General features: G+C 37.9%; 19 protein-coding genes. 12 read left to right on the plus strand and 7 right to left on the minus strand.

The genetic code is table 11. The features are described 5' to 3' along the window. The first annotated feature begins 242 nt into the window (after positions 1 to 242). The 7 genes from pncA (at position 243) to speB (ending at position 6,763) form a co-directional block, all read left to right on the plus strand. Positions 243 to 782 carry a bifunctional nicotinamidase/pyrazinamidase gene (gene pncA / locus HMPREF1528_RS08790; protein WP_016479475.1) on the plus strand — a complete coding sequence of 180 codons (540 nt, stop codon included), beginning with the start codon at positions 243 to 245 and terminating at the stop codon, positions 780 to 782. Positions 783 to 805: 23 nt separating this feature from the next. Next, on the plus strand, positions 806 to 2,266 hold the full coding sequence (locus tag HMPREF1528_RS08795) for a M14 family zinc carboxypeptidase (RefSeq protein WP_016479476.1): 1,461 nt from the start codon (positions 806 to 808) through the stop codon (positions 2,264 to 2,266). 18 nt (positions 2,267 to 2,284) lie between these two features. Further along, the gene (locus HMPREF1528_RS08800) at positions 2,285 to 3,109 is read left to right on the plus strand and encodes an endonuclease/exonuclease/phosphatase family protein (protein WP_016479477.1); all 825 of its coding nucleotides are present in this window, start codon (positions 2,285 to 2,287) and stop codon (positions 3,107 to 3,109) included. A gap of 15 nt (positions 3,110 to 3,124) precedes the next feature. Then, positions 3,125 to 4,315 carry a pyridoxal phosphate-dependent aminotransferase gene (locus tag HMPREF1528_RS08805; RefSeq protein WP_016479478.1) on the plus strand — a complete coding sequence of 397 codons (1,191 nt, stop codon included), beginning with the start codon at positions 3,125 to 3,127 and terminating at the stop codon, positions 4,313 to 4,315. A gap of 105 nt (positions 4,316 to 4,420) precedes the next feature. Beyond that, the gene (locus HMPREF1528_RS08810) at positions 4,421 to 5,326 is read left to right on the plus strand and encodes a YitT family protein (protein ID WP_009411114.1); all 906 of its coding nucleotides are present in this window, start codon (positions 4,421 to 4,423) and stop codon (positions 5,324 to 5,326) included. Between the two features lie 56 nt (positions 5,327 to 5,382). After that, the gene (locus HMPREF1528_RS08815; protein WP_002672326.1) at positions 5,383 to 5,757 is read left to right on the plus strand and encodes a DUF4293 domain-containing protein; all 375 of its coding nucleotides are present in this window, start codon (positions 5,383 to 5,385) and stop codon (positions 5,755 to 5,757) included. A gap of 100 nt (positions 5,758 to 5,857) precedes the next feature. After that, the gene (gene speB, locus HMPREF1528_RS08820; protein WP_016479479.1) at positions 5,858 to 6,763 is read left to right on the plus strand and encodes an agmatinase; all 906 of its coding nucleotides are present in this window, start codon (positions 5,858 to 5,860) and stop codon (positions 6,761 to 6,763) included. 57 nt (positions 6,764 to 6,820) lie between these two features. Here the strand turns inward: speB and idi are convergent, their stop codons facing one another. From idi to lgt, 3 genes are all read right to left on the minus strand, one after another. After that, the gene (idi, locus tag HMPREF1528_RS08825; RefSeq protein ID WP_009751480.1) at positions 6,821 to 7,339 is read right to left on the minus strand and encodes an isopentenyl-diphosphate Delta-isomerase; all 519 of its coding nucleotides are present in this window, start codon (positions 7,337 to 7,339) and stop codon (positions 6,821 to 6,823) included. A gap of 18 nt (positions 7,340 to 7,357) precedes the next feature. Next, positions 7,358 to 7,873: a DUF192 domain-containing protein gene (locus HMPREF1528_RS08830; RefSeq protein WP_016479480.1), complete on the minus strand. Its 516-nt coding sequence runs from the start codon at positions 7,871 to 7,873 to the stop codon at positions 7,358 to 7,360. Between the two features lie 61 nt (positions 7,874 to 7,934). After that, positions 7,935 to 8,894: a prolipoprotein diacylglyceryl transferase gene (gene lgt / locus HMPREF1528_RS08835; protein WP_002672317.1), complete on the minus strand. Its 960-nt coding sequence runs from the start codon at positions 8,892 to 8,894 to the stop codon at positions 7,935 to 7,937. Between the two features lie 627 nt (positions 8,895 to 9,521). Here lgt and HMPREF1528_RS08840 point away from each other — a divergent pair. The 5 genes from HMPREF1528_RS08840 (at position 9,522) to HMPREF1528_RS08860 (ending at position 16,087) form a co-directional block, all read left to right on the plus strand. Beyond that, positions 9,522 to 10,451, plus strand: a complete 930-nt coding sequence (locus HMPREF1528_RS08840) for an ABC transporter ATP-binding protein (RefSeq protein WP_016479481.1) — start codon at positions 9,522 to 9,524, stop codon at positions 10,449 to 10,451. 193 nt (positions 10,452 to 10,644) lie between these two features. After that, positions 10,645 to 11,919: an ABC transporter permease gene (locus tag HMPREF1528_RS08845; protein WP_016479482.1), complete on the plus strand. Its 1,275-nt coding sequence runs from the start codon at positions 10,645 to 10,647 to the stop codon at positions 11,917 to 11,919. A 1-nt stretch (position 11,920) separates the two neighbouring features. Next, positions 11,921 to 14,026, plus strand: coding sequence for a polyphosphate kinase 1 (ppk1, locus tag HMPREF1528_RS08850; protein ID WP_016479483.1), 2,106 nt, complete (start codon positions 11,921 to 11,923; stop codon positions 14,024 to 14,026). Continuing rightward, on the plus strand, positions 14,027 to 15,700 hold the full coding sequence (gene menD / locus HMPREF1528_RS08855) for a 2-succinyl-5-enolpyruvyl-6-hydroxy-3-cyclohexene-1-carboxylic-acid synthase (protein WP_016479484.1): 1,674 nt from the start codon (positions 14,027 to 14,029) through the stop codon (positions 15,698 to 15,700). Between the two features lie 39 nt (positions 15,701 to 15,739). Next, on the plus strand, positions 15,740 to 16,087 hold the full coding sequence (locus tag HMPREF1528_RS08860; protein ID WP_009419954.1) for a DUF2853 family protein: 348 nt from the start codon (positions 15,740 to 15,742) through the stop codon (positions 16,085 to 16,087). Positions 16,088 to 16,189: 102 nt separating this feature from the next. Here the strand turns inward: HMPREF1528_RS08860 and priA are convergent, their stop codons facing one another. From priA to HMPREF1528_RS08880, 4 genes are all read right to left on the minus strand, one after another. Next, on the minus strand, positions 16,190 to 18,643 hold the full coding sequence (priA, locus tag HMPREF1528_RS08865) for a primosomal protein N' (RefSeq protein WP_016479485.1): 2,454 nt from the start codon (positions 18,641 to 18,643) through the stop codon (positions 16,190 to 16,192). Then, a complete protein-coding gene (locus tag HMPREF1528_RS08870; protein WP_016479486.1) occupies positions 18,643 to 19,554 on the minus strand; it encodes a YihY/virulence factor BrkB family protein in 912 nt (303 codons plus the stop codon). The genes priA and HMPREF1528_RS08870 overlap by 1 nt, the downstream gene beginning before the upstream one ends. Positions 19,555 to 19,772: 218 nt before the next feature. Next, entirely contained in the window at positions 19,773 to 20,438 is a 666-nt protein-coding gene (gene ung / locus HMPREF1528_RS08875) for a uracil-DNA glycosylase (RefSeq protein ID WP_009417200.1), read from the minus strand. Positions 20,439 to 20,441: 3 nt separating this feature from the next. Continuing rightward, on the minus strand, positions 20,442 to 21,203 hold the full coding sequence (locus HMPREF1528_RS08880; protein WP_016479487.1) for a DUF6261 family protein: 762 nt from the start codon (positions 21,201 to 21,203) through the stop codon (positions 20,442 to 20,444). Between the last annotated feature and the right edge of the window lie 7 nt (positions 21,204 to 21,210).

The raw sequence follows: 21,210 nt of genomic DNA on the forward strand, positions 1-21,210 counted from the left end.
TGTTCGTCATTTGTTCGTCATTTGTTCGTCATTTGTTCGTCATTTGTTCGTCATTTGTTCGTCATTTGTTCGTCATTTGTTCGTCATTTGTTCGTTCATTGTTCGTCATTTGTTCGTTCATTGCTTATTTGCTAGTGTGGCTCGCACCGTTTATCACATAAGATTATAAACCTTCCTAACTCACCATTAACTATTAATCATTAACCATTAATCATTAATCATTAGTTTAGAAAAGAGTTACTATGAAAGCACTTGTAATTGTAGATGTTCAAAACGATTTTATGCCTACCGGTACATTACCTGTACCCCAAGGCGACCAAATAATTCCCTTTATCAATGCCGAAATGACACAAGGGTATGACCTTATTGTTGCAACACAAGATTGGCACCCTGCTACTCATAAAAGTTTTGCAAGTCAGCACGCTGGTAAAAAGCCTTTTGAAGTAATACAGCTCGGAGGTATCGACCAAATACTGTGGCCAGACCACTGTGTGCAAGGTACTTTCGGAGCTGAACTGCATAAAGATTTAGATATTCGTCCCATTGCAGCCATCTTTCGCAAAGGAATGAACCCCGAAGTAGATAGCTACAGTGCTTTTTTTGATAATAATAAACAGAACAACACAGGATTACACGGCTTTTTGCAAGACAAAGGCATTACAGAACTCGTATTTTGTGGCTTAGCAGGTGATTTTTGTGTAGCTTATAGTGCTAATGATGCCAAAGCCTTAGGCTATAAGGTAAGTTTGTTCGACAAAGGTATAAGGTCAATCAATTGCTAAAAAATAAATATTAAAAGAATAATATGTTAAAAATAGAAGTGAAATATATTGCTTATATAATATTAGCTGTGGCTTTTGCGGGTTGTGATACACCTTTCTTCTCTCCAAGAGAAAACTACCAAACACCCTTTGAGCAAACTGATGGTACCAAGAGCTCATCATATGAGGAAGTAATAGAGTACTACAAAGATTTATCGAAAGAGTTTGCATCTATTTCCTTTAAAACAATGGGGCAAACCGATAATGGTCAGCCGTTGCACTTGGTAATCTACAGTCCCGATGCCGAGTTTAATCTCTCCAAGTATCACAAAGATAGAACTATTGTTTTTATCAATAATGCTATTCACGGCAACGAACCTGATGGAGTGGACGCTACTATGTTGCTCTTTCGTAATTTGGCGCAGAATGAAATCAAGCTTTCCAAAAATGTGATAGTAGTAACTATCCCAGTGTACAATATAGGCGGAATGCTCACAGGTAAGAAAAATAGTGAAGCAAACTACAATTTGAACTGCGATTTTGTAAAAGCTGATGTAGAAAATACCTTGTCGTTTGCTAAAATCTTACAAGAAGTACAGCCAGATATCTTTATTGATAACCACGTAACTGATGTAGCTAATGCTTCTTATGTGTTAAGCTATTCTACCTCACAAATTGAGAAGTTAGGCGTTTTTACAGGAGGTTATGTACGTGATGCTTTATTGCCACGTCTCTCTCAGCAGTTAGAAAAAAGGCAACTTCCTTTCCAAAGCGATAGTTTGAGAGCTTCTTTTAAGCAATTAACCTTATCCTCACACCCCGATATTCCTCGATATGCCACTGGTTATGTCAGCTTGTGGAACTGTATGAGTATCCGCATTAATACTAATGGGCAGAAACCCTACAAACAACGCGTAGAAGCTAACTATGAGATGATGAAGACCCTTGTAGAAATAGCCGATGCTGACAATCAGTATATCAAGCAAGTAAAAATCAAACAAACAGAGGCTGATAATGCACAAAAAGAATATTCGTTGGAATGGGAAATAGATTCTACTCAATATACAAAAGTAGATGAAAAGCCTCTTTACAATCATTTTAAACCCGTGCAGAGTGTTAGTATTCCTCAAAGTTATATCGTTCCTAAAGTATGGCAAAGAGTAATTGACCGCCTAAAAGCTAACGGTGTAGCAATAACAGAAATAGAGAAAGATACGCTGATGAATGTAACATCTTATCGCATTGAGGGTTTTAAAACTTATACCTATCCGTTTGAGGGGCATTATTTGCATCACCAAACACAAGTGAGTTCTCAGAAAGAAAAAGTACAATTTTACAAAGGCGATTATCTTATTGAGGTAGCGCAACCCGCTAAACACTATCTGTTAGAAACCTTAGAACCTCAAGCACCTGATTCTTTCTTTAATTGGAACTTTTTTGATAGTGTTTTAGGGAAAGAAGAAGGTAAAAATGCACCTATTTACCCTATTTACCGAAAAGAATGATTTAAAAGTAACATTATTATGAAACCATTATTATTTATTTTATGTGTCTTGCCTACTTTTTCCATAGCGCAAGACCTAACTGTAATGACCTATAACATTCGTTGCGAAGTTCCTCAAGACGGTGTAAACGCTTGGACTGATGGTAATAGGAAAGAAAAGGTATTTACAGTGCTTACAGAGGCAAACCCCGATATCTTTGGAGTACAAGAAGCCTTACCACACCAACTTAAATTTTTGGAAGAACGTTTCCCTACTTATCAGCGTGAAGGTGTAGGGCGTGACGACGGCAAAGAAGCGGGTGAACATTCGGCTATTTTCTTCAAAAAAGGTCGTTTTACCTTGCTCGACAAAGGGAACTTTTGGCTTTCTCAAACTCCTGAGGTGCCTTCCTTAGGCTGGGACGCTACTTGCTGTAACCGTATCTGCTCTTGGGTGAAACTCAAAGATAAGAAGACGACTTTTTGGGTGTTCAATCTCCATTTCGACCACGAAGGCAAAGTAGCTCAGGTACAAAGTGCTGATTTGGTTTTACAGAAAATTAAAGAGATTGCCAAGAGCGGGAAAGTCATCTTAATGGGTGATTTCAATCTTCCTACTGAGCACCCTGCCGTGCAAAAAATAGCATCTCAGTTGTACGATACCCAGTTATCACCCACTAATAAAACACCTAATATGGGTACTTTCAATGCTTTTAAAACCGATGAACCTTTAAAAGGACATATAGATTTTATCTTTGTTCAGAAGTCTATAAAAGTAAAACAATATAAAATTATAGAAACCCGCATCGATGGTCTCTATCCTTCCGACCATTTACCTGTATGGGTAGAATTACAACTGAAATAAACTTTTTAAAACAGTATGAAACAGTATTTATCTGACCGTATCAACGCTATGGAAGTATCGGCTACCTTAGGAATGGCAGCCAAAACACGTGAACTAAAAGCCGAAGGCAAGGATATTATTGGTCTTAGCTTAGGCGAACCCGATTTCGATATCCCTGATTTTATAAAAGAAGCAGCTATCGAGGCAGTACAACAGAACTATAGCAAATATACTCCTATTGATGGTTATTTGGAATTGAGAGAGGCGATTTGCGAAAAGTTCAGACGCGACAATAACCTTCATTACAAGCCTTCACAAATAGTAGTATCTACGGGAGCTAAACAATGTTTGGCAAATGTAGCCTTGGCGATGCTTAATCCCGGTGACGAGGTGATATTTCCTGCTCCTTATTGGGTGAGCTATAAGGAAATAGCTAAAATGGCAGGAGGCGTTCCCATAGAGGTTCATACAACCATTGAGAGCGACTTCAAGATAACTCCTGCACAATTAGCAGCTGCCATCACTTCTAAAACTAAAATGGTATGGTTCAATACCCCTTGTAACCCCAGTGGTTCTATATACAGCAAAGAAGAATTAGAAGCTCTTGCCATAGTGCTTAGAAAACACCCTAACATCTTTATTCTCTCTGATGAGATTTATGAGTATATCAACTTCACCAATGAGAGAGTAACTAGTGTAGCCGAAATCGACGGACTCTATGAACGTACCATCACCGTAAATGGAATGTCCAAAGCCTTTGCAATGACCGGCTGGCGCATAGGTTATATGGGAGCTCCTGAATGGATTGCTAAAGCCTGTACCAAAGTACAAGGACAAATAACCAGCGGTGCTAATGCCATAGCTCAACGCGCTTCTATCGCTGCCCTGAAAGCTCCTAAGAGCAAAATACAATATATGGTAGACGAGTTTAAAAGGCGCAGAGATTTAGTATTACAACTCCTAAGTGAGATTGACGGGTTCAAACTCAACGTCCCCGAAGGTGCCTTTTATGTCTTCCCCGATGTATCGTCTTTCTTTGGCAAAACCCTAAGAGGTCGCAATATCCACAACGCAACCGACTTCTCTTTGTATCTGTTAGAAGAAGCAATGGTAGCTACTGTTACAGGTGAAGCCTTTGGTGATGCTAATTGTATTCGCTTTTCGTATGCCGCTTCCGAGAAAGATTTGCGAGAAGCTATAAGACGTATAAAAGAGAGTTTGCAATAATTAAAAACACTTTTTCAGTTTTGGTTTGCACATTCAATTAAAAATAGTACTTTTGCGCCTAAAAAATAAACGACTAAAGAATCATTGTAAAATTAAAGTAGTGTTATGGCAATAGCAGATAGCAAGACTATTAAATACTTAAAGTCTTTTTACATAAAGGATTATCTTATTATCATCTTAGGGCTTATATCATATGCGATAGGAATTACAGGCTTTATAATGCCTAATGGGATAGTAACAGGAGGTTTGGCAGGTATCTGTCTTATCCTAAATTATAAGTTAGGAGCCGACTTGGCTATTACCTATTGGATTATCAACTTTATACTCTTGGTGATAGGCTTTAAAGCAATGAGTAAGCAATTCACCTACCGAACACTTATCTCTATAACTATTCTATCGGGATTGATTTGGGCTGGGAAAGAGTATTTAATGCCTTACTTTATAGAACACCCTCCTTTGAGAGACGACTTCTTAAATGTAATTATGGGAGGATTGCTATGCGGTACAGGTTTAGGATTGGTTTATTCAGCTAACGGAAGTACAGGAGGCACTGATATAATAGGCTTTGTTATTACCAAGTATTACAGCATCAGTATAGCGCGTATTCTTTTGGTGGTGGACGTGTGTATCGTGCTATCGTCTTTCTTCATTTTGGAACGCCAAGACAATTCACTCGAAAAGACTATTTATGGACTTATCCTCTTACCACTGATGTGGCAGATGGTAGAAATTGTTATCAATGGAGCAAGACAGTCGGTGCAGTTGTTTATCTTCTCTAAACACTATGATGAGATAGCAAACCACATCAATAGTGAACTCAAACGCGGTTGTACTATTATCGATGGGATAGGTTGGTATTCTAAATCCTCACAAAAAATAGTGATTGTAATAGCTCGCCGTACAGAGGCTACTTCTATCTTCCGTTTGGTGCGAACAATAGATCCTGCTGCCTTTGTAACAAAGACCAACGTAATGGGGGTTTATGGTAATGGTTTTGATAAATTAAAGTAAAATATTTTTCAGGTTTTAGAAAAAGTACTATATTTGCACGTTCAAAACAAAAAAGAATGATTCAGAGAATACAAACTATTTATATGCTGTTGGTAGTGATTGTAGCTACCGTAGCCGTCCCGATGCTTTTCAGTATAGATTGGCTTAGGAGTATCTTATTAGGGATAACAGCAATATTGGCTCTATACACCATATTTAAATATAAGAAAAGAAGTGTTCAGCAGTGGCTTAACTGGCTGAACGTCCTTATAAATTTTACTTTACTAGGAATATTTGTATATCGAATGCTAAACTCATCTGGAGAAGGCTTGCTTTCGGAGAAAGGTGTTGGGGTTTTCGTACCCGTGCTTTCTATCGTTTTTTTGTTTTTAGCCAACAAGGCTATCAGACGGGACGAGAAGCTCGTAAAATCAGCAGACCGATTGCGATAGACCTATAATCTTAGTAGTGTTGTGCGTTAAAAAATCCTAAGTGTTTAAACTTAGGATTTTTTTATTATCTTTGTGCCCTATTTATTAAATAAATCAGATAATGAAAAGAACATATGCAGGTATTCCAACAGAAAATACAACGCTGAAAAATTCGAAAGTAATGCTGGTAACAGTACCTTATGATGGTACGTCTACTTGGGGTAAAGGAGCCGATAAAGGACCTGAATTGTTTTTAGATGCCTCAGAAAATATGGAACTATACGATATTGAAACAGATACCGAGCCTTATCTCAACGGAGTGTTTTTAGCAGGTGAAGTAAGCGAAAACAGTTCGCCAGAGGCAATGACGCAAGCGGTTTATGAAAAGACCCAAGAACTATTGAAGCACGAAGATAAGTTATTTACTCTTTTTGGTGGAGAACACTCAGTGTCTATTGGTTCTATACGTGCCGTAGGTGAAAAGTATGAAAAACTCACAGTTTTGCAACTTGATGCCCATACTGATTTGCGCCCTGAATATCACGGTTCGACCTCTAATCACGCTTGTGCCGTATTTGAAGCCAACCAAAAACACAAATTAGTACAAGTAGGTATTCGCTCGATGGATGTAGAAGAGAAGCAGTATTTACCAAAAGGACGTGTATTTTTCGCTCACGAAATAGCTAAAAACAAGGAGTGGGTTGAAGATGTACTTGACAAGGTATCGGGGAATGTATATATCACGATAGATTTAGACGCTTTCGATCCTGCTATTGCACCTTCAACAGGCACTCCTGAACCAGGAGGATTGCAATGGTACCCTACTCTTAAACTCTTACGTAAAGTGTTTAAAAAATGTAATGTGGTAGCGTTTGACATTGTAGAACTAATGGATAGTCCGCAGGCTAAGCCTACGGCTTTCTTGGCAGCTAAACTTTATTACAAGATGTTAGCTTATTATTTTAAATATAGAAGTAAGAAAAAAGAGAATAAAAGTATAGAAGAGTTTTTTGCGAAGAAGGGATAAATTAATGATTATAAATAACAAAATAGGCTATTTGATTTTTCAAATAGCCTATTTTGTTTATCCTTTTAGTACTTGATGTAAGAATTTATCGAAAATAATCTTAAACCATTCAGTATACCGATGCGGGTGCTTAGCAATATCTTCTTTTATCTTTTCTGGAAGTTCCCAACGCCAATCGGCTACTTCTTCAGGGTTGATAGTAGGGGAGGCGTTATAGTATCCTATGAGAATATGGTCGAGTTCGTGCTCTGTAAGTCCGTTATCAAAAGGGGCTTTGTAGATAAAACTCAATATATCGGTAAGTTCAGTAACAAAACCCATTTCTTCTCGTAAGCGACGCTTGCCTGCTTCAATAGTTGTCTCGCCCTGACGTGGGTGACTGCAACAAGTATTCGTCCACAAGTTAGGCGAATGATATTTGCTCGCAGCTCTTTGTTGTAGCATAATCTCCCCTTTATCGTTGAGTATAAATACCGAGAAAGCCCTATGTAATAACGCTTTTTGGTGTGCTTCAAGCTTCCCCATTAAGCCTATGGGAGTATCGTGTTCGTTCACTAATATTACTTGTTCTTCCATATTTGCAAATAGGGATACTTATTTTACTTCCATTCTATCGCCTTTTTCAATTCCCCATTTATCGGACAATCCTCCATTGATTTCTAATACATACATAGCGGGTTTCTCTGAAGGTAAAGAGGTTTCGTCGTAAGGGCGAGCGTTTTTAGCTATACTTACCACCTTTTTATCTTTATCTAAATAGATGATATCCAAAGGTATTTCAGTATTTCTCATATAGAAAGAACGAGGAGCTTCTTCTGGAAAAATAAACCACATTCCTTGATGTTCGTCCATTGAAGAGCGGTACATTAGCCCTAAGGCACGTTCCTCATCATTTTTAGCAAATTCAACTTCAATAGTTTGGATAAGAGAGTCGTTTTTAAAGATAGAGAGTTCACCGTCCCGAGTAAAATCAATATCCTGAGGAGTGATTTCTATTTCTTGTACTCTATTACTCTCATTAGAGAAGAAACGAGGTAAAATAAGGGCAATAGCTGCTAAGGCTACCAATACTAATGCTACAGTTACAAAGTGTTTTCTAAAAAATTGCATTCTAATTATAAAATTTAAATTTTAACTCTAATTAAGTTCTAAAATGTTCACAAAATTAATATTAATACTTACGTGTTTCGATGCGATTTCTGAATAACAAGTAGAAACCTGCTAAGATAAATGGAATACTGAGCCACTGACCAGTAGAGAGCAAGCCGAGAGAGCTTTCGAAACCTCCTTGACTTTCTTTTACAAATTCCACTGCAAAACGAATACTCCACAAGAGTACTAAAAATAGTCCAAAGATGAAGTAAGGTTGGTCTTTTTTGTCAGTTTTCCAATACACGTACCACAATACCCAAAACAAGCAAAAATAGCCAAAGGCTTCGTATAATTGTGCAGGGTGTTGGTAAGGGATAGAAGCTAAAATATCAGCATAACGAGGGTCGTGAGCAATGAGTTTATAAGCAGTTTGAGGGTCGGTTTGTTCAGTAATAGCCATTGCTCGACGGGGAGAGATAGCTCCGCCTTGTACAAATTTCACCCCTAACGGATAAGTATTGCTTACTATTTTGCCGTTGATTTCGGAATTGAAAAAGTTACCAAAACGCACAAACATACCTCCGATAGTGATAGGAATCACCACACGGTCTAATATCCACGATAGGCTAATATCTTTATACTTACGCACATACAGTATCATTGCGATAATAATACCTACGGCAGCTCCGTGACTTGCTAAACCCGAAAAGCCTGTAAGCTCCCAACCGCCACCAGGTTTCTCTTTAATAGGTAAAAAGATTTCGAGCAAGTGGTCTTTGAAATAATCCCAATTGTAAAATAAGCAATCGCCTAAACGTGCGCCTACTAAGGTAGCTATAGCGGTATAAACGAACAAGGTGTCCAGCTGTTGTACTGTTTTTCCTTCGTTGAGGTATATTTTTTTAGTGAGAAACCACCCCAAGCTAAAAGCCACAATAAACATTAAGCTGTAATAGCGAAGTGAAAAAGTACCTATAAAAGGTAGGTTTAAAGAGGCAAGAATCTCATTAGAATTCCATATAAAATTTAAAGCAATCATTAGTATTTATTTTTGAGATGCAAAAGTACGATTTTTATTTAAAACGACAAGTTATTTATAAAATTAATACCCGGTTAATGCCAATAATACCAATAATACCAAAGTTAATACTAGAAATGCCAATAATACTAATAATGATGATTGAGTGAATAGAATAGGGCAGATTGGGGCTTGGGGTAATGAGCTAAAATGTACTGAGATTTTTCTGTTAAAGAATATTAAATACCGCAGATTTTTTAAATTTATACCACAAGGTCTTATTTTGAACTTCAAAAATACAAAATATTGATAAACAATATATTGGTTTAATTTTTATCTTTTACTTTTGAGCCATCTTAACCGAAGGAAGAGCGAAGGTAAGGCGAACCTAAACCGAAGCTAAGGCGAAGATAATCCCTTAGTATGCTGTATATCAACTCATAAAAAACACTCTTCTTTTTATTGAGAAAAAAGTGTTAAAATGGGGTATATTGCGAGGAAAACGCAAAAAAGCTTTGTAGTATAGAACAACCATTAGCAAAGTTACTGAATACAAACCAATGATAAATATTTGCTTTTGAGTTTGAATTGCTATATCTTTGCACTTTAGAATTAACTGTTAATCATTTATCAGTAACCATTAAATAAATGCTTAGAATAGAAAATATTAGTAAACAATACGGCGACTATACGGCTTTAAACGATGTGTCGTTACATATCCCTAAGGGGAGTATCTTTGGTCTGCTGGGACCTAATGGGGCGGGAAAAACCTCACTGATACGTATTATCAACCAAATTGTATTGCCCGATGCAGGTAAAGTGTTCTTCGACGGAGAACTGTTACAACCTAAGCATACGGCACAAATAGGCTATTTACCCGAAGAGCGTGGTTTGTACAAAACGATGAAGGTAGGTGAGCAGGCTTTGTATTTAGCACAACTGAAAGGATTGAGCAAGGAAGAAGCTAAGGAGCGACTTAATTTTTGGTTCAACCGCCTTGATATTGGCGATTGGTGGCACAAAAAAGTACAAGAGCTCTCCAAAGGTATGGCACAGAAAATTCAATTTCTGGTAACTGTACTTCACAATCCTAAACTGCTGATATTCGACGAGCCTTTTAGCGGTTTCGACCCCATCAATGCGAATATTATCAAGGACGAAATTCTATACTTACGGGAGCAAGGAGCAACGATTATCTTCTCTACTCACCGAATGGAATCGGTTGAAGAGTTGTGCGACCATATTGCGCTAATCAATAAATCGCGTAAGATATTAGATGGTAAACTCATCGACATTAAGAGGGCTTATAAGAACAACTTGTATGAAGTAGGTTTAAAAGTTGCTGAAGAGCAGAAAACAGCCCTCTTAGCTGAACTTAAAAGCCAATTTGAAGTGAGTGAGACAAATTTTAAAACGCTATATGACGAGTTAAAATTACATATCCAGAAGAAAGAGGGACAAACGGCTAACGATTTGTTGCAATACCTCACTACACGTGCCGAAGTAACACACTTTGTAGAGTCTATTCCCTCAGTAGATGAGATTTTTATATCGACCATTAATAAATTGAAAGAATAGTATAAGATGTCTGAAAGGTTGTCTGCTATAACGGAGTAAGTGAATAAAGAGAGGAAAGGTTCTTTATTGAATATAGATTTTTAACCTCCTCCGTTCCCCCTCCAAAGGGAGACAGTCCGTAATCAAACCTTCAAAAGGAAGAGCTGTAGCGACACAAAAGTGACTTTTAGATAGCATAAATTGACAAATTAAGATGAAATACTTAGGAATTATTACTCGAAGAGAGTACTTGAATAAAATACGTAATAGGTCGTTTGTAATAATGACGTTTGTAAGTCCGTTGATACTTGTTATCTTTGCGCTTGTGATTGGTTTTTTGACCAACGTAAACAATAAGAGCAAGGCTAAGGATATTGTGATTGTAGACGAGAGCGGACTCTATACCAACACTTTTGAGAATACCGAGACTATTCAGTACGAATATCTCAGCAATGTTTCACTCAAAGATGCCAAAGCCGAAGTGTTGGCAAAAAGCAAATACGGATTGTTGTATATCCCTGATAAAGGCGACCAAAATATTGCTTTTTATAGTGAAGAGTCGCCTTCGTTATCGCTTACCAGTGAGCTTACTAATGCTATGGAGCGGACACTCTTTCAGCATAACCTTACTAAAAAAGGGATTGACAAAAAAGAGATAGATGCCGCTAAAACGCATATAAGCATACAAATGGAGAATTTTACGGGAGAGAAGACCTCGGAGTTGGATAACGTAATGAAAATAACCATTGGAGGCATAGCGGGGTATCTTATTTTTATGTTTATCATCATCTATGGTAATATGATAATGCGCAGTGTGATAGAGGAGAAAACCAATCGCATTGTGGAAATCATTATCTCATCAGTTAAGCCTTTTGAACTAATGTTAGGCAAGATATTGGGTACTTCATTAGCAGGTCTTACCCAGTTTGCGATATGGATAGTTATAGGAGGTGTACTGTTGGCATTAGCACCCTCCTTCTTTGAAGTAAATGTTTCTGCACAAGCGGTACAAGGAGCGGGTAACGTGTCGGAAATCAACAATATAGTGGCTGCTTTGTACCATTTCCCTTTTGCGGAAACCTTTGTGGTGTTCCTATTGTTTTTCATAGGAGGTTATTTGTTATACAGTTCGCTTTATGCGATGATTGGCGCAATGGTAGACAACGAAACTGACACACAACAGTTCCTAATGCCTATATTATTACCGCTAATATTAGCCTTTTATGTAGGTATGTTCTCGGTAATTGAAGAGCCTCACGGTACGATTTCGGTAGTATTTTCATACATACCTCTCACTTCGCCCGTAGTAATGTTGATGCGCATACCGTTTGGGGTAGCGTGGTGGGAAGTACTGATTTCCCTCGTTATTTTGTATCTCACTTTCTTTGCGGTCATTAAATTAGCATCTAAGATATACCGCATTGGTATCTTGATGTACGGCAAAAAAGCTAGCTATAGAGAGGTGTGGAAATGGCTCAAAATGAAGTAAAATGAAGCTAAAAAATCAATATATTAACCGCGAATTGAGTTGGCTAAAATTCAATGCACGCGTACTTCAAGAGGCAGCCGATGAGCGAGTGCCTCTATTGGAACGTTTGCGTTTTGCGGGTATCTTCTCGAACAACTTAGATGAGTTCTTTAAAGTGCGTTACGCTACTGTAAAACGAGTGGCGATGAACGAAACCTCAGATAAAGAACTGGGGGTACACGCCAAAGAGCTCTTGGAAGAAATTACCAAAGAGGTAATACAACTACAAGAAGAGAGTTTGAAAATTATTGCCACTATTACCAAGGAATTGGAGAAAGAGCAGATATTTATAGTAGATGAAAAGACGTTATTACCCGAGCACGAAGCCTTTGTAAATACCTATTTCTACGATAAAGTACGCCCCGCCCTTTTTACTATTATCCTTAACGATTTAGAGAAGTTCCCACAACTGAAAGACGATGTGGCGTATTTGGCAGTAAAAATGACCCTAAAAGAAGAAGACGAAAAAGCCTCAGGAGTACAAAAGTTCTTTTCATCACGTGTTTATAAAGAAAAAATACAGTACGCCCTTATTGAGTTGCCTGCTACCCTCGACCGTTTTATAGAGTTGCCTCAAATAGGAGATAAGCATTATATTATTATGCTTGATGATGTGATACGCTTTTGCTTGCACAAGATATTTAACATTTTCAATTACGAATCGCTTACGGCAAATATGATTAAAATCACTCGTGATGCCGAGTTGGACATAGACGATGATTTGAGCAAGAGCTTTATCGAGAAACTCTCGACCAGTATAGAAGACAGACGCAAAGGCGAGCCGGTGCGCTTTGTGTACGACAAGATGATAGACAAGGACACCTTGCAATTTTTATTAGAGAAAATGGGTATTATGAAAACCGACAGCGTAATCCCAGGAGGGCGCTACCATAACCGCCGCGACTTTATGAACTTCCCCAGCTTAGGGCGTAAGGATTTGACATATGCCTCTATACAGCCACTGCCTGTACAAGGACTCACCTCAGAAGAGAGTTTGCTAAAGAAAATTGCCGAAAAAGACTATTTGCAATACACGCCTTACCATACTTTTTCTAACATTATATGGTTTTTGAGGGAAGCTGCCCTTGACCCTAAGGTAAAATCGGTGAAAATAACCATTTATCGTTTGGCAAAGAACTCGCAAGTAGTTAATTCACTTATCAATGCAGTGAAAAATGGCAAACAAGTAACCGTACAGATAGAATTGCAAGCTCGTTTTGATGAAGAATCGAATATACGATATGCTGAACAGCTAAAAGCAGAAGGTGTAAAAGTCATCTTCGGCGTACGCGGACTGAAAGTACACAGTAAAATATGTGTGATTGAACGTAAAGAAGGTAAAGAACTGAAACGTTATGGATTTATCAGCACTGGTAACTTCAATGAAACTACTGCTAAAATCTATACTGATTATACGCTGTTTACTGCCAATCAGGAGATACTCAAAGAGGTGAACAAAGTGTTCAACTTCTTCGATACTAACTACAATGTGCAAAAATTCAAGCATCTGATAGTGTCTCCACACTATACCAAAAAGCAACTCAAACACCTGATAGACGAAGAAATCAAGAATACTAAGGCAGGCAAAGAGGCATATATCAAGCTGAAGATGAATAACATCACTAGCTACAAGATGATAGACAAGCTATACGAAGCTAGCCGCGCAGGAGTAAAAATACAAATGATTGTACGTGGTATTTGCTGTTTAGTGCCTGGTATTGAAGGAATGAGTGAGAATATAGAGGTAATAAGTATAGTTGATAAGTTCTTGGAACATCCACGTTTGTTTATCTTTGCCAACGGAGGCAACCCTAAATTGTACATCTCTTCAGCCGACTGGATGACGCGCAATATTTCATTCAGAGTAGAAGTAGGTTGCCCTATTTACGACAAAGCAATACAGCAAGAGTTGATAGACACCTTCGAAATAAGTTGGGCAGACAATGTAAAGGCACGTATAATTAACGAGGCACAAGACAATACCTATCGCCCTCATACTACCCCTTCTTTGCGCTCACAGGTAGCCTTATACGAGTATTATCAGCATAAAAATAAGCGCACCAAATAGATGAAAAGACCTCAAATAAAATTAGCACAATACGTAATAGAAGCCTGTAAAGCCAAACAAGTAAAGCACATTGTTATTTCACCAGGGTCGCGTAATGCCCCTCTGACTATTGGCTTTGCCAACGACCCTTATTTTAACTGTTACAGCATCGTAGATGAGCGTTGTGCTGCTTTTTTTGCCTTGGGCATTGCTCAGCAATTACACCAACCTGTAGCAGTGGTGTGTACATCGGGCTCTGCCTTGCTGAATTACTATCCTGCTTTTTCAGAGGCTTTTTACAGCAATATACCATTGGTGGTCATCTCAGCCGACCGTCCGTCGAGCAAAATAGACATAGGCGATGGGCAAACCATACGTCAGGTGAATGTACTGGCAAGCCACAGTGCCTACAATGCCAATCTATCCGATGAGGCACATAGCGATAAAAGCAATTTTTACGAGCTAAACAGGGCACTGAATACAGCTATAGAGGAGCAATTGCCGGTGCACATCAATGTACCTTTTGAAGAACCCTTATACCTTACTACGGAAGAGCACTATCTTTTTAAGAATATAGCTACAAAACCACAGAAACCTATTATTAATAAGGAAAGAGTTACTGATTTCGCGAAACATTGGAACGATTCAGCTAAAAAAATGGTATTAGTAGGAGTGTTGGCTCCTAATAGTGTAGAAGCACAATATGTAGAATGGCTTGCTAAAGACCCCTCGGTATTGGTACTGACAGAAACTACATCTAACTTGCACCACTCCGATTTTATTCCTTATATCGATAAATTGCTCACTTATACTGAAAGAGACCCAGCTCTAAAAGAAGCCTTACGACCTGATTTATTACTTACTTTTGGAGGCTTGGTAGTTTCCAAAAAGATAAAACAGTTCTTACGTAGTTATAAACCTACTTATCACTATAATGTAGATTTGCACAAAGGTTATGATTCGTATTTCTGTTTAACAGCTCATTTTAAAGCGGATATCAATACTTTTTTGAGGGAAGTAACCCCTAATTTGGTTAATGTTTCTTCTACTTATCAACAGCAGTGGTTAGAGGTGAAAAACGAGATACAGCAAATACATTTAGAGTATATCAGCCAAATGCCTTTTTCCGATTTTAAAGTGTACAGTGAGGTATTCAGTAATATTCCTAGTGATTATATTATACAGATAAGCAATAGTTCTGCAATTAGGTATGCCCAACTGATAAAAGCACACCCTTCTTGGAAGGTGTTTTGCAACCGAGGTACTAGCGGTATCGACGGTAGTATGAGCACTGCTATTGGGGCTGCTGTAGGAAGCGCATCGCCCACAGTGTTCATTACAGGTGATTTGAGTTTCTTTTACGACAGCAATGCTCTTTGGAACAAATATATTCCACAAGACTTTAGAGTGATTCTCCTCAATAATCAAGGTGGAGGCATTTTCAGAATACTACCCGGTGATAAAGCTGACCCTAACTTTGAATACTTCTTTGAGACACCTCATAGGCTTACAGCAGAACATTTTTGTAGAATGTATGGCATTAGCTATCAGTTAGCAACTAATCTATCTGATTTACAGAAAGATTTAAGCAATTTCTTCGAAGTATCAGAGAAACCTAAGCTGTTAGAAATCCATACACCAAGAAAAATAAATGATAAAGTTTTGTTAAAATATTTTGAGGTATTGAAAAAATGACTACCTTTACCGCATTAATAATTTTAAATATAAAAAATTATGAGCAAACGTGATGAATTAATTGCTGTGTACACCCAAGATTTGAAAGAAAAATGTGGTGAAAAGAACCCAGATGTAGCGTTCTTAACAAAAGTAACTGTGGGCTTAGGTCCTTCTATCTACAACGCCGATGCTTCTAAAGTATCAGGCTCTGACCAAGCAGAGTTAGACCGTGTAAAACAAAACTTCCTAATCAAAAAATTAGGTTTGAAAGACGGTCCTGAGTTAGACAAAGCTATTGAAGCTGTGTTAGAAAAATACGGTAAATCAAACAGAAATAAGCACCGTGCAGTTGTTTATTATTTGTTGGCTAAACACTTCAAAAAAGAAAGCGTTTACAACAAATAAAAGCTTTTTTAAAAAGAACAAGAGGCTATCCAATTCAGATAGCCTCTTATTTTTTATGTAGATATTTTTAGAAAGAACATTCATATCTCAAATAAATAGTAATTATTCCACCAAATAACTTACCCGAATAGCACGAAAGTTGCTGATAGCTTGAAAACTGTTTTCAATACGCCTAATATGCTCTTTAGTGTGACGTAAAGAGACTTCGGAGGGGTGTACTTTCACCAAAACATCTTTCAGATATTCATTTCTAATACGAGAAATAGGAGGGAATTCAGGACCTAAGATGTCTATCCCTCTTTGAGAAGCAAAAACTTCACGAAGTGTATTAGCAAACCACTCGGCACTTTCATTTACTCGGTTAAAATTACTGTGTTTGAAAGTTATTTTTATCATTTGTACAAAAGGAGGATATAAAAAGGATTGGCGTTCCTCTATCTGACTTTGATACATTCCTCTGAAATCATTTTGTAATACTTGCTGAATTACGGGGTGCTGTGGGTTATAGGTTTGTATCAATACTTTTCCTTGTTGGGCACTTCTTCCTGCACGACCCGATACTTGCAATAATAGTTGAAAACTTCTTTCGTAGGCTCGGTAGTCAGGAGAATGAATGAGAGCATCGGCATTCATTACGCCTACTAGACCTATATTTTCAAAATCTAATCCCTTCGTGATCATTTGGGTGCCTACTAATATTTGCGTTTCTTGTTGCTCGAACTTGGATAATATTTTTTTATATCCATATTTACCATTCGTAGTATCCTGATCCATTCTGTCTATAGCTATTTTCGGGAAAAGCACTTCTAATTCTTTACTAATTTGCTCTGTTCCGAAGCCTTTTGTTTTTAAATCAACACTTCCACAAGCTATACAGGCTTTGGGCATAGGAATTGCATAACCGCAATAATGGCATCGCAACTGATTACTGCTTTGATGAAAAGTGAGACTTACATCGCAATGCGGACATTGGGGCACCGTGCCACATTGCATACACTGCACGATAGGAGCATAACCCCTTCTGTTTTGAAAGAGAAGTACCTGTCTCCCTTGCGATAAAGTATTCGTAATTTCCTTTATCAGAATGTCGGAAAAATGCCCGTTCATACGTTTGCGATGGTGCTTATCCTTAATATCGATAAGCTCGATAATAGGAGGAAGGAAATCTGCGTAGCGTTTTGATAAGTATACAAATCCGTACTTTTCAGTCTTCACGTTGTGCATACTCTCCAACGAAGGCGTTGCCGAACCCAGCAAAGTTTTAGCTTTGAAAATGTTTGCTAACATAATAGCAGTATCCCGTGCTTGCATTCGAGGGGCTGGTTCAAACTGTCGGTAAGAATTATCGTGCTCCTCATCAATGATTACAAGCCCTAATTGCCTGAAAGGCAAGTAAACTGATGAGCGAACACCTACAACCAATTGCGCTTTGGGATTATTATTTAGTACATTATTCCAAACTTCTACCCGTTCGTTCGTACTATATTTAGAATGATATACTGAGAGGCTCTTGCCAAAGTGATTCTTGAATCGGTTGATAAGATGAACTGTTAAGCCGATTTCAGGAAGAAGATAGAGTACTTGTTTTCCTGCCTTTAAATATTGGTCGATAAGTTCAATGTAAATTTCAGTCTTTCCAGAGGCGGTAACCCCTTGTAAAAGAACTGTGTTTTTAGTCTGAAACTGTTTCTGAATTTGATGAAGAGCTTCTTCCTGTACCTCATTGAGTATCTTTTTTGTCGAAACATCACTATCAGCAAAGCTAACGCGGTCTTTCTGTAAGTAATATTCTTCAAAAATGCCTTTTTCTATTACTGATTTTAGTACTGTTGTCGATACACTGGCTTCTTCTAATAATTTTTCTGCTTTTAAAGGCAGTACTTCTCTGTTGATATAATTAAAATAAGCCATTATTAGCTTCTTTTGTTTTTCCGACCGCTTCAAAAGTTCTAAGGCTCTTTGCAAGCCTTCTTCGGTTTGATATTCAGAAGATAAACGAATGTATTTGATGAGTTTTGGTACATATTTCTCAAATATTCTTTCGGAAATGCGAGCAGCTCCTTTCTCTACCAAGCTCTTCATCACTTTCAGAGCCTTGTTTTTGGGGATTATTTTACTCACCTCACTGCCTTTGAGGGCTGTTTTGTAATGTAAGGCTTCGTATACCTGCCACTCGTCATCGGTAAAGAGTGCTGAATTTAATTCTTTTTCTGCAATTTCAATTATTGTTTCACTTTCTAATAAAAAAGCCGATGGCAAGGCTGATTTTAGTACTTCCCCTAAAGTGCACATATAGAAATCGGCTATCCATTGCCAATGTTCTATTTGTTGGGGAGTAATAATAGGCGCTTCATCTAAGATATATTCAATGTCTTTAGTGTCATAAGAAGGCTCAACAGTATGTATATGATGTACTATAGCCGTGTATACTTTCGATTTACCGAATGGAACAGCCACGCGCATTCCCATTTGTAAGAAATGTGCTTCGTCTTCATTAATACGATAGGTAAAAAGTTTAGAAAGCGGAAGTGGCAAGATTACATCTACGAAATACATCAGTCGTGTTTTTTAAGTTTTAGAAGCGAAGCATTTAGTTCAAACCCCAATAACAATATGTTGGCATTTAACCATATATAAAGCAGGAAGATAAGCAATGCCCCGATAGACCCATACAGCTGGTTGTAGCGAGAAAAATTCTCAATATAAATACCGAACAAATAGGTTGTCACGCCGAACAATAACACTGTAAAGAGCGAACCTGCTGAAAAGAACTTACTTTCCTTGCCTTCAACTGTGCCGAAGTAAAACAGTAGTCCTGTACCAAAGTAGGTAATCAGTGCGACGAAAACTATTTTCGATATTTTAAGTAGCGTTTCGTAATCGGTAATAAAATTGATTTTATCGAGGTAAGGCACTAAATACACTTCGTAATAAATGAATACAACCACAGCAAATAGAACAAGAAGTGCCAAAATAATTGCTACCATTAGGGCGTAGAGATATTGCTTGATATAGGTGCGTGTGATTTGCCGATGGTACGAATACTCAAACCCTCCAAAAATTGCCATAATACCATTGGTCATTAAGAAAATAGAAAGAAAAAATACCGAAGACAACAAGCCGCCACGTTTTTTATCGGCGATATCGAAAAAAATATCCGAAAAGAAATCGTGCGTACCTGGGGGAAGCATATCTTCAATAAAAGCCCAAAAGTCTCCCTGGAAATTTTCGATAGGAATATAAGGGATTAAGTTTAAAATGAATAGCAAAAAAGGAAAGATTGCTAAAAAAAAACTATACGAGATAGCGCTTGCCCGATAAGTAAGTGCACCTCTAATAATCCCTGCGGTATACAGTTCGAGCAAATCATATAATGAAAAAGCATTCTTAGCTAAAGGAATACTTTTCAAAAAGCTTATGAATTGCTTGATAATGGGAAGATTATGTATTCTCTCTTTTAATGTCATCAGTAGTTAGTTTTTTTGGAGAAGCATATCGCTTTTAGTTGATTTTCTTTCTTTTAGTCGCTCTTTTATCGCCCCGATAAACCAATAAGGAATAACCATACATAAAAGGCAGAATAGCCAAAAACCAATTAGGAAAATGACTACAAAAAGGAGAAAACCTAAATATTGCTCAATACTGAATGATAGATAATAAACGCTCATAACTTTTTCTATCCTAATTACCAGTTTATGGCTTCCTTCCCTACGGATGTAAGATAGGCATTAGCTTTGCTGAAATGTTTGTTGCCAAACCAATAGCCTTTGTTTGCACTCAAAGGAGAGGGATGCCCTGAGGTAAGAATACAATGTTTTGCCGGGTCGATAAGGCTTGTTTTCTTTTTGGCATAACCACCCCACAACATAAACACTATATTGTTACAATGTGCTGAAACTGCTTTAATAACAGCGTCAGTAAAAGTTTCCCACCCTTTATTTTGGTGGCTACCAGCTTCGTTGGCTCTTACGGTGAGAGTGGCGTTCAGCAGCAAAACTCCTTGCGATGCCCAGCGCTCCAAATTGCCACTGATAGGGTAGGAGGTACCTAAATCTTGCCCTATTTCCCTAAAAATATTGATAAGTGAAGGTGGGTGGGCAATGCCATCGTGTACTGAAAAACACAAACCGTTTGCCTGCCCTTCGCCGTGATAGGGGTCTTGCCCGATGATAACTACTTTCACCCTGTCCAGCGGACAATGGTCGAAAGCCGAAAATATTTGCTTTCCTTTGGGATAACAGATATTTTCGGCATATTCTTTCTTTACAAAATCGGTGAGCTGACTGAAATACGGCTTATTAAATTCTTCTTGTAATACCGACTTCCAGCTGGGGTGTATGTTCACTTCCATAGTTTATGCGATAACATTTGTATTTTCTTTGTTTTTAGCAGAAGGGGCATTCGGCTTTCTACGTGCTATCACATCGGCGTAATACTTCCTGCTGTTATTGATGACCTCCAACGTCTTTTTGTAGAACTCATCTTGTTTCACCCCCGATAGGGTTACAATGTAATTTACCATATTGCGGTAATCATCTGAGAGCTCTTTGCGTAGCGGACGTATATGATAGGCTTCTTTTTGCAAGGTTTGGAACGACCTGTGCGAAAAAAGTTCATCAAACGCTTTATTAGATTTTTCCAACTCACTTACAAACTCCTTAATTTGCAAGGTTTTCACTGCACTTACATAAGGTTCAGCTTTGAGCTGAGTAATGAGAGTTGTAAGGTTGCTGGTTTCTTCCTCATACGTTTCTTTTGAAACATCTTTATAAGGGTCTATAAGCCTTTTTAGCGTTTCAAAAGCCTTTTTCTTATCGTCCGTTTTTGCATATTTATAGGGGCGAATACTCAAACGCAAGGCACGCATATCGGTATCTCTTGCGTGGTCAAGCTCGGCGAGTTTTTTGGTCTCTTCACTAGAACGGATTCTTTCCAATCCCTTTTCATAAGAAGGAATTTTATCTTTTAACTTTTCGAAGAGCACTTTAAAATCGGCATCTGTTTCCAATTTTAAATCAGTCTTGCCGAAATCTTCAAAAAATCGCACTAAAAATTGTTTAAACTCGGCATTATGCATGCGAGCAAGGTCTAAATTGATTAACTTCTCCTTTTTCATAAGTAGA

Origin of the sequence: Capnocytophaga sp. oral taxon 336 str. F0502, from assembly GCF_000411575.1 — a bacterium.
In the GTDB taxonomy this organism is placed as follows: Bacteria; Bacteroidota; Bacteroidia; order Flavobacteriales; family Flavobacteriaceae; genus Capnocytophaga; species Capnocytophaga ochracea.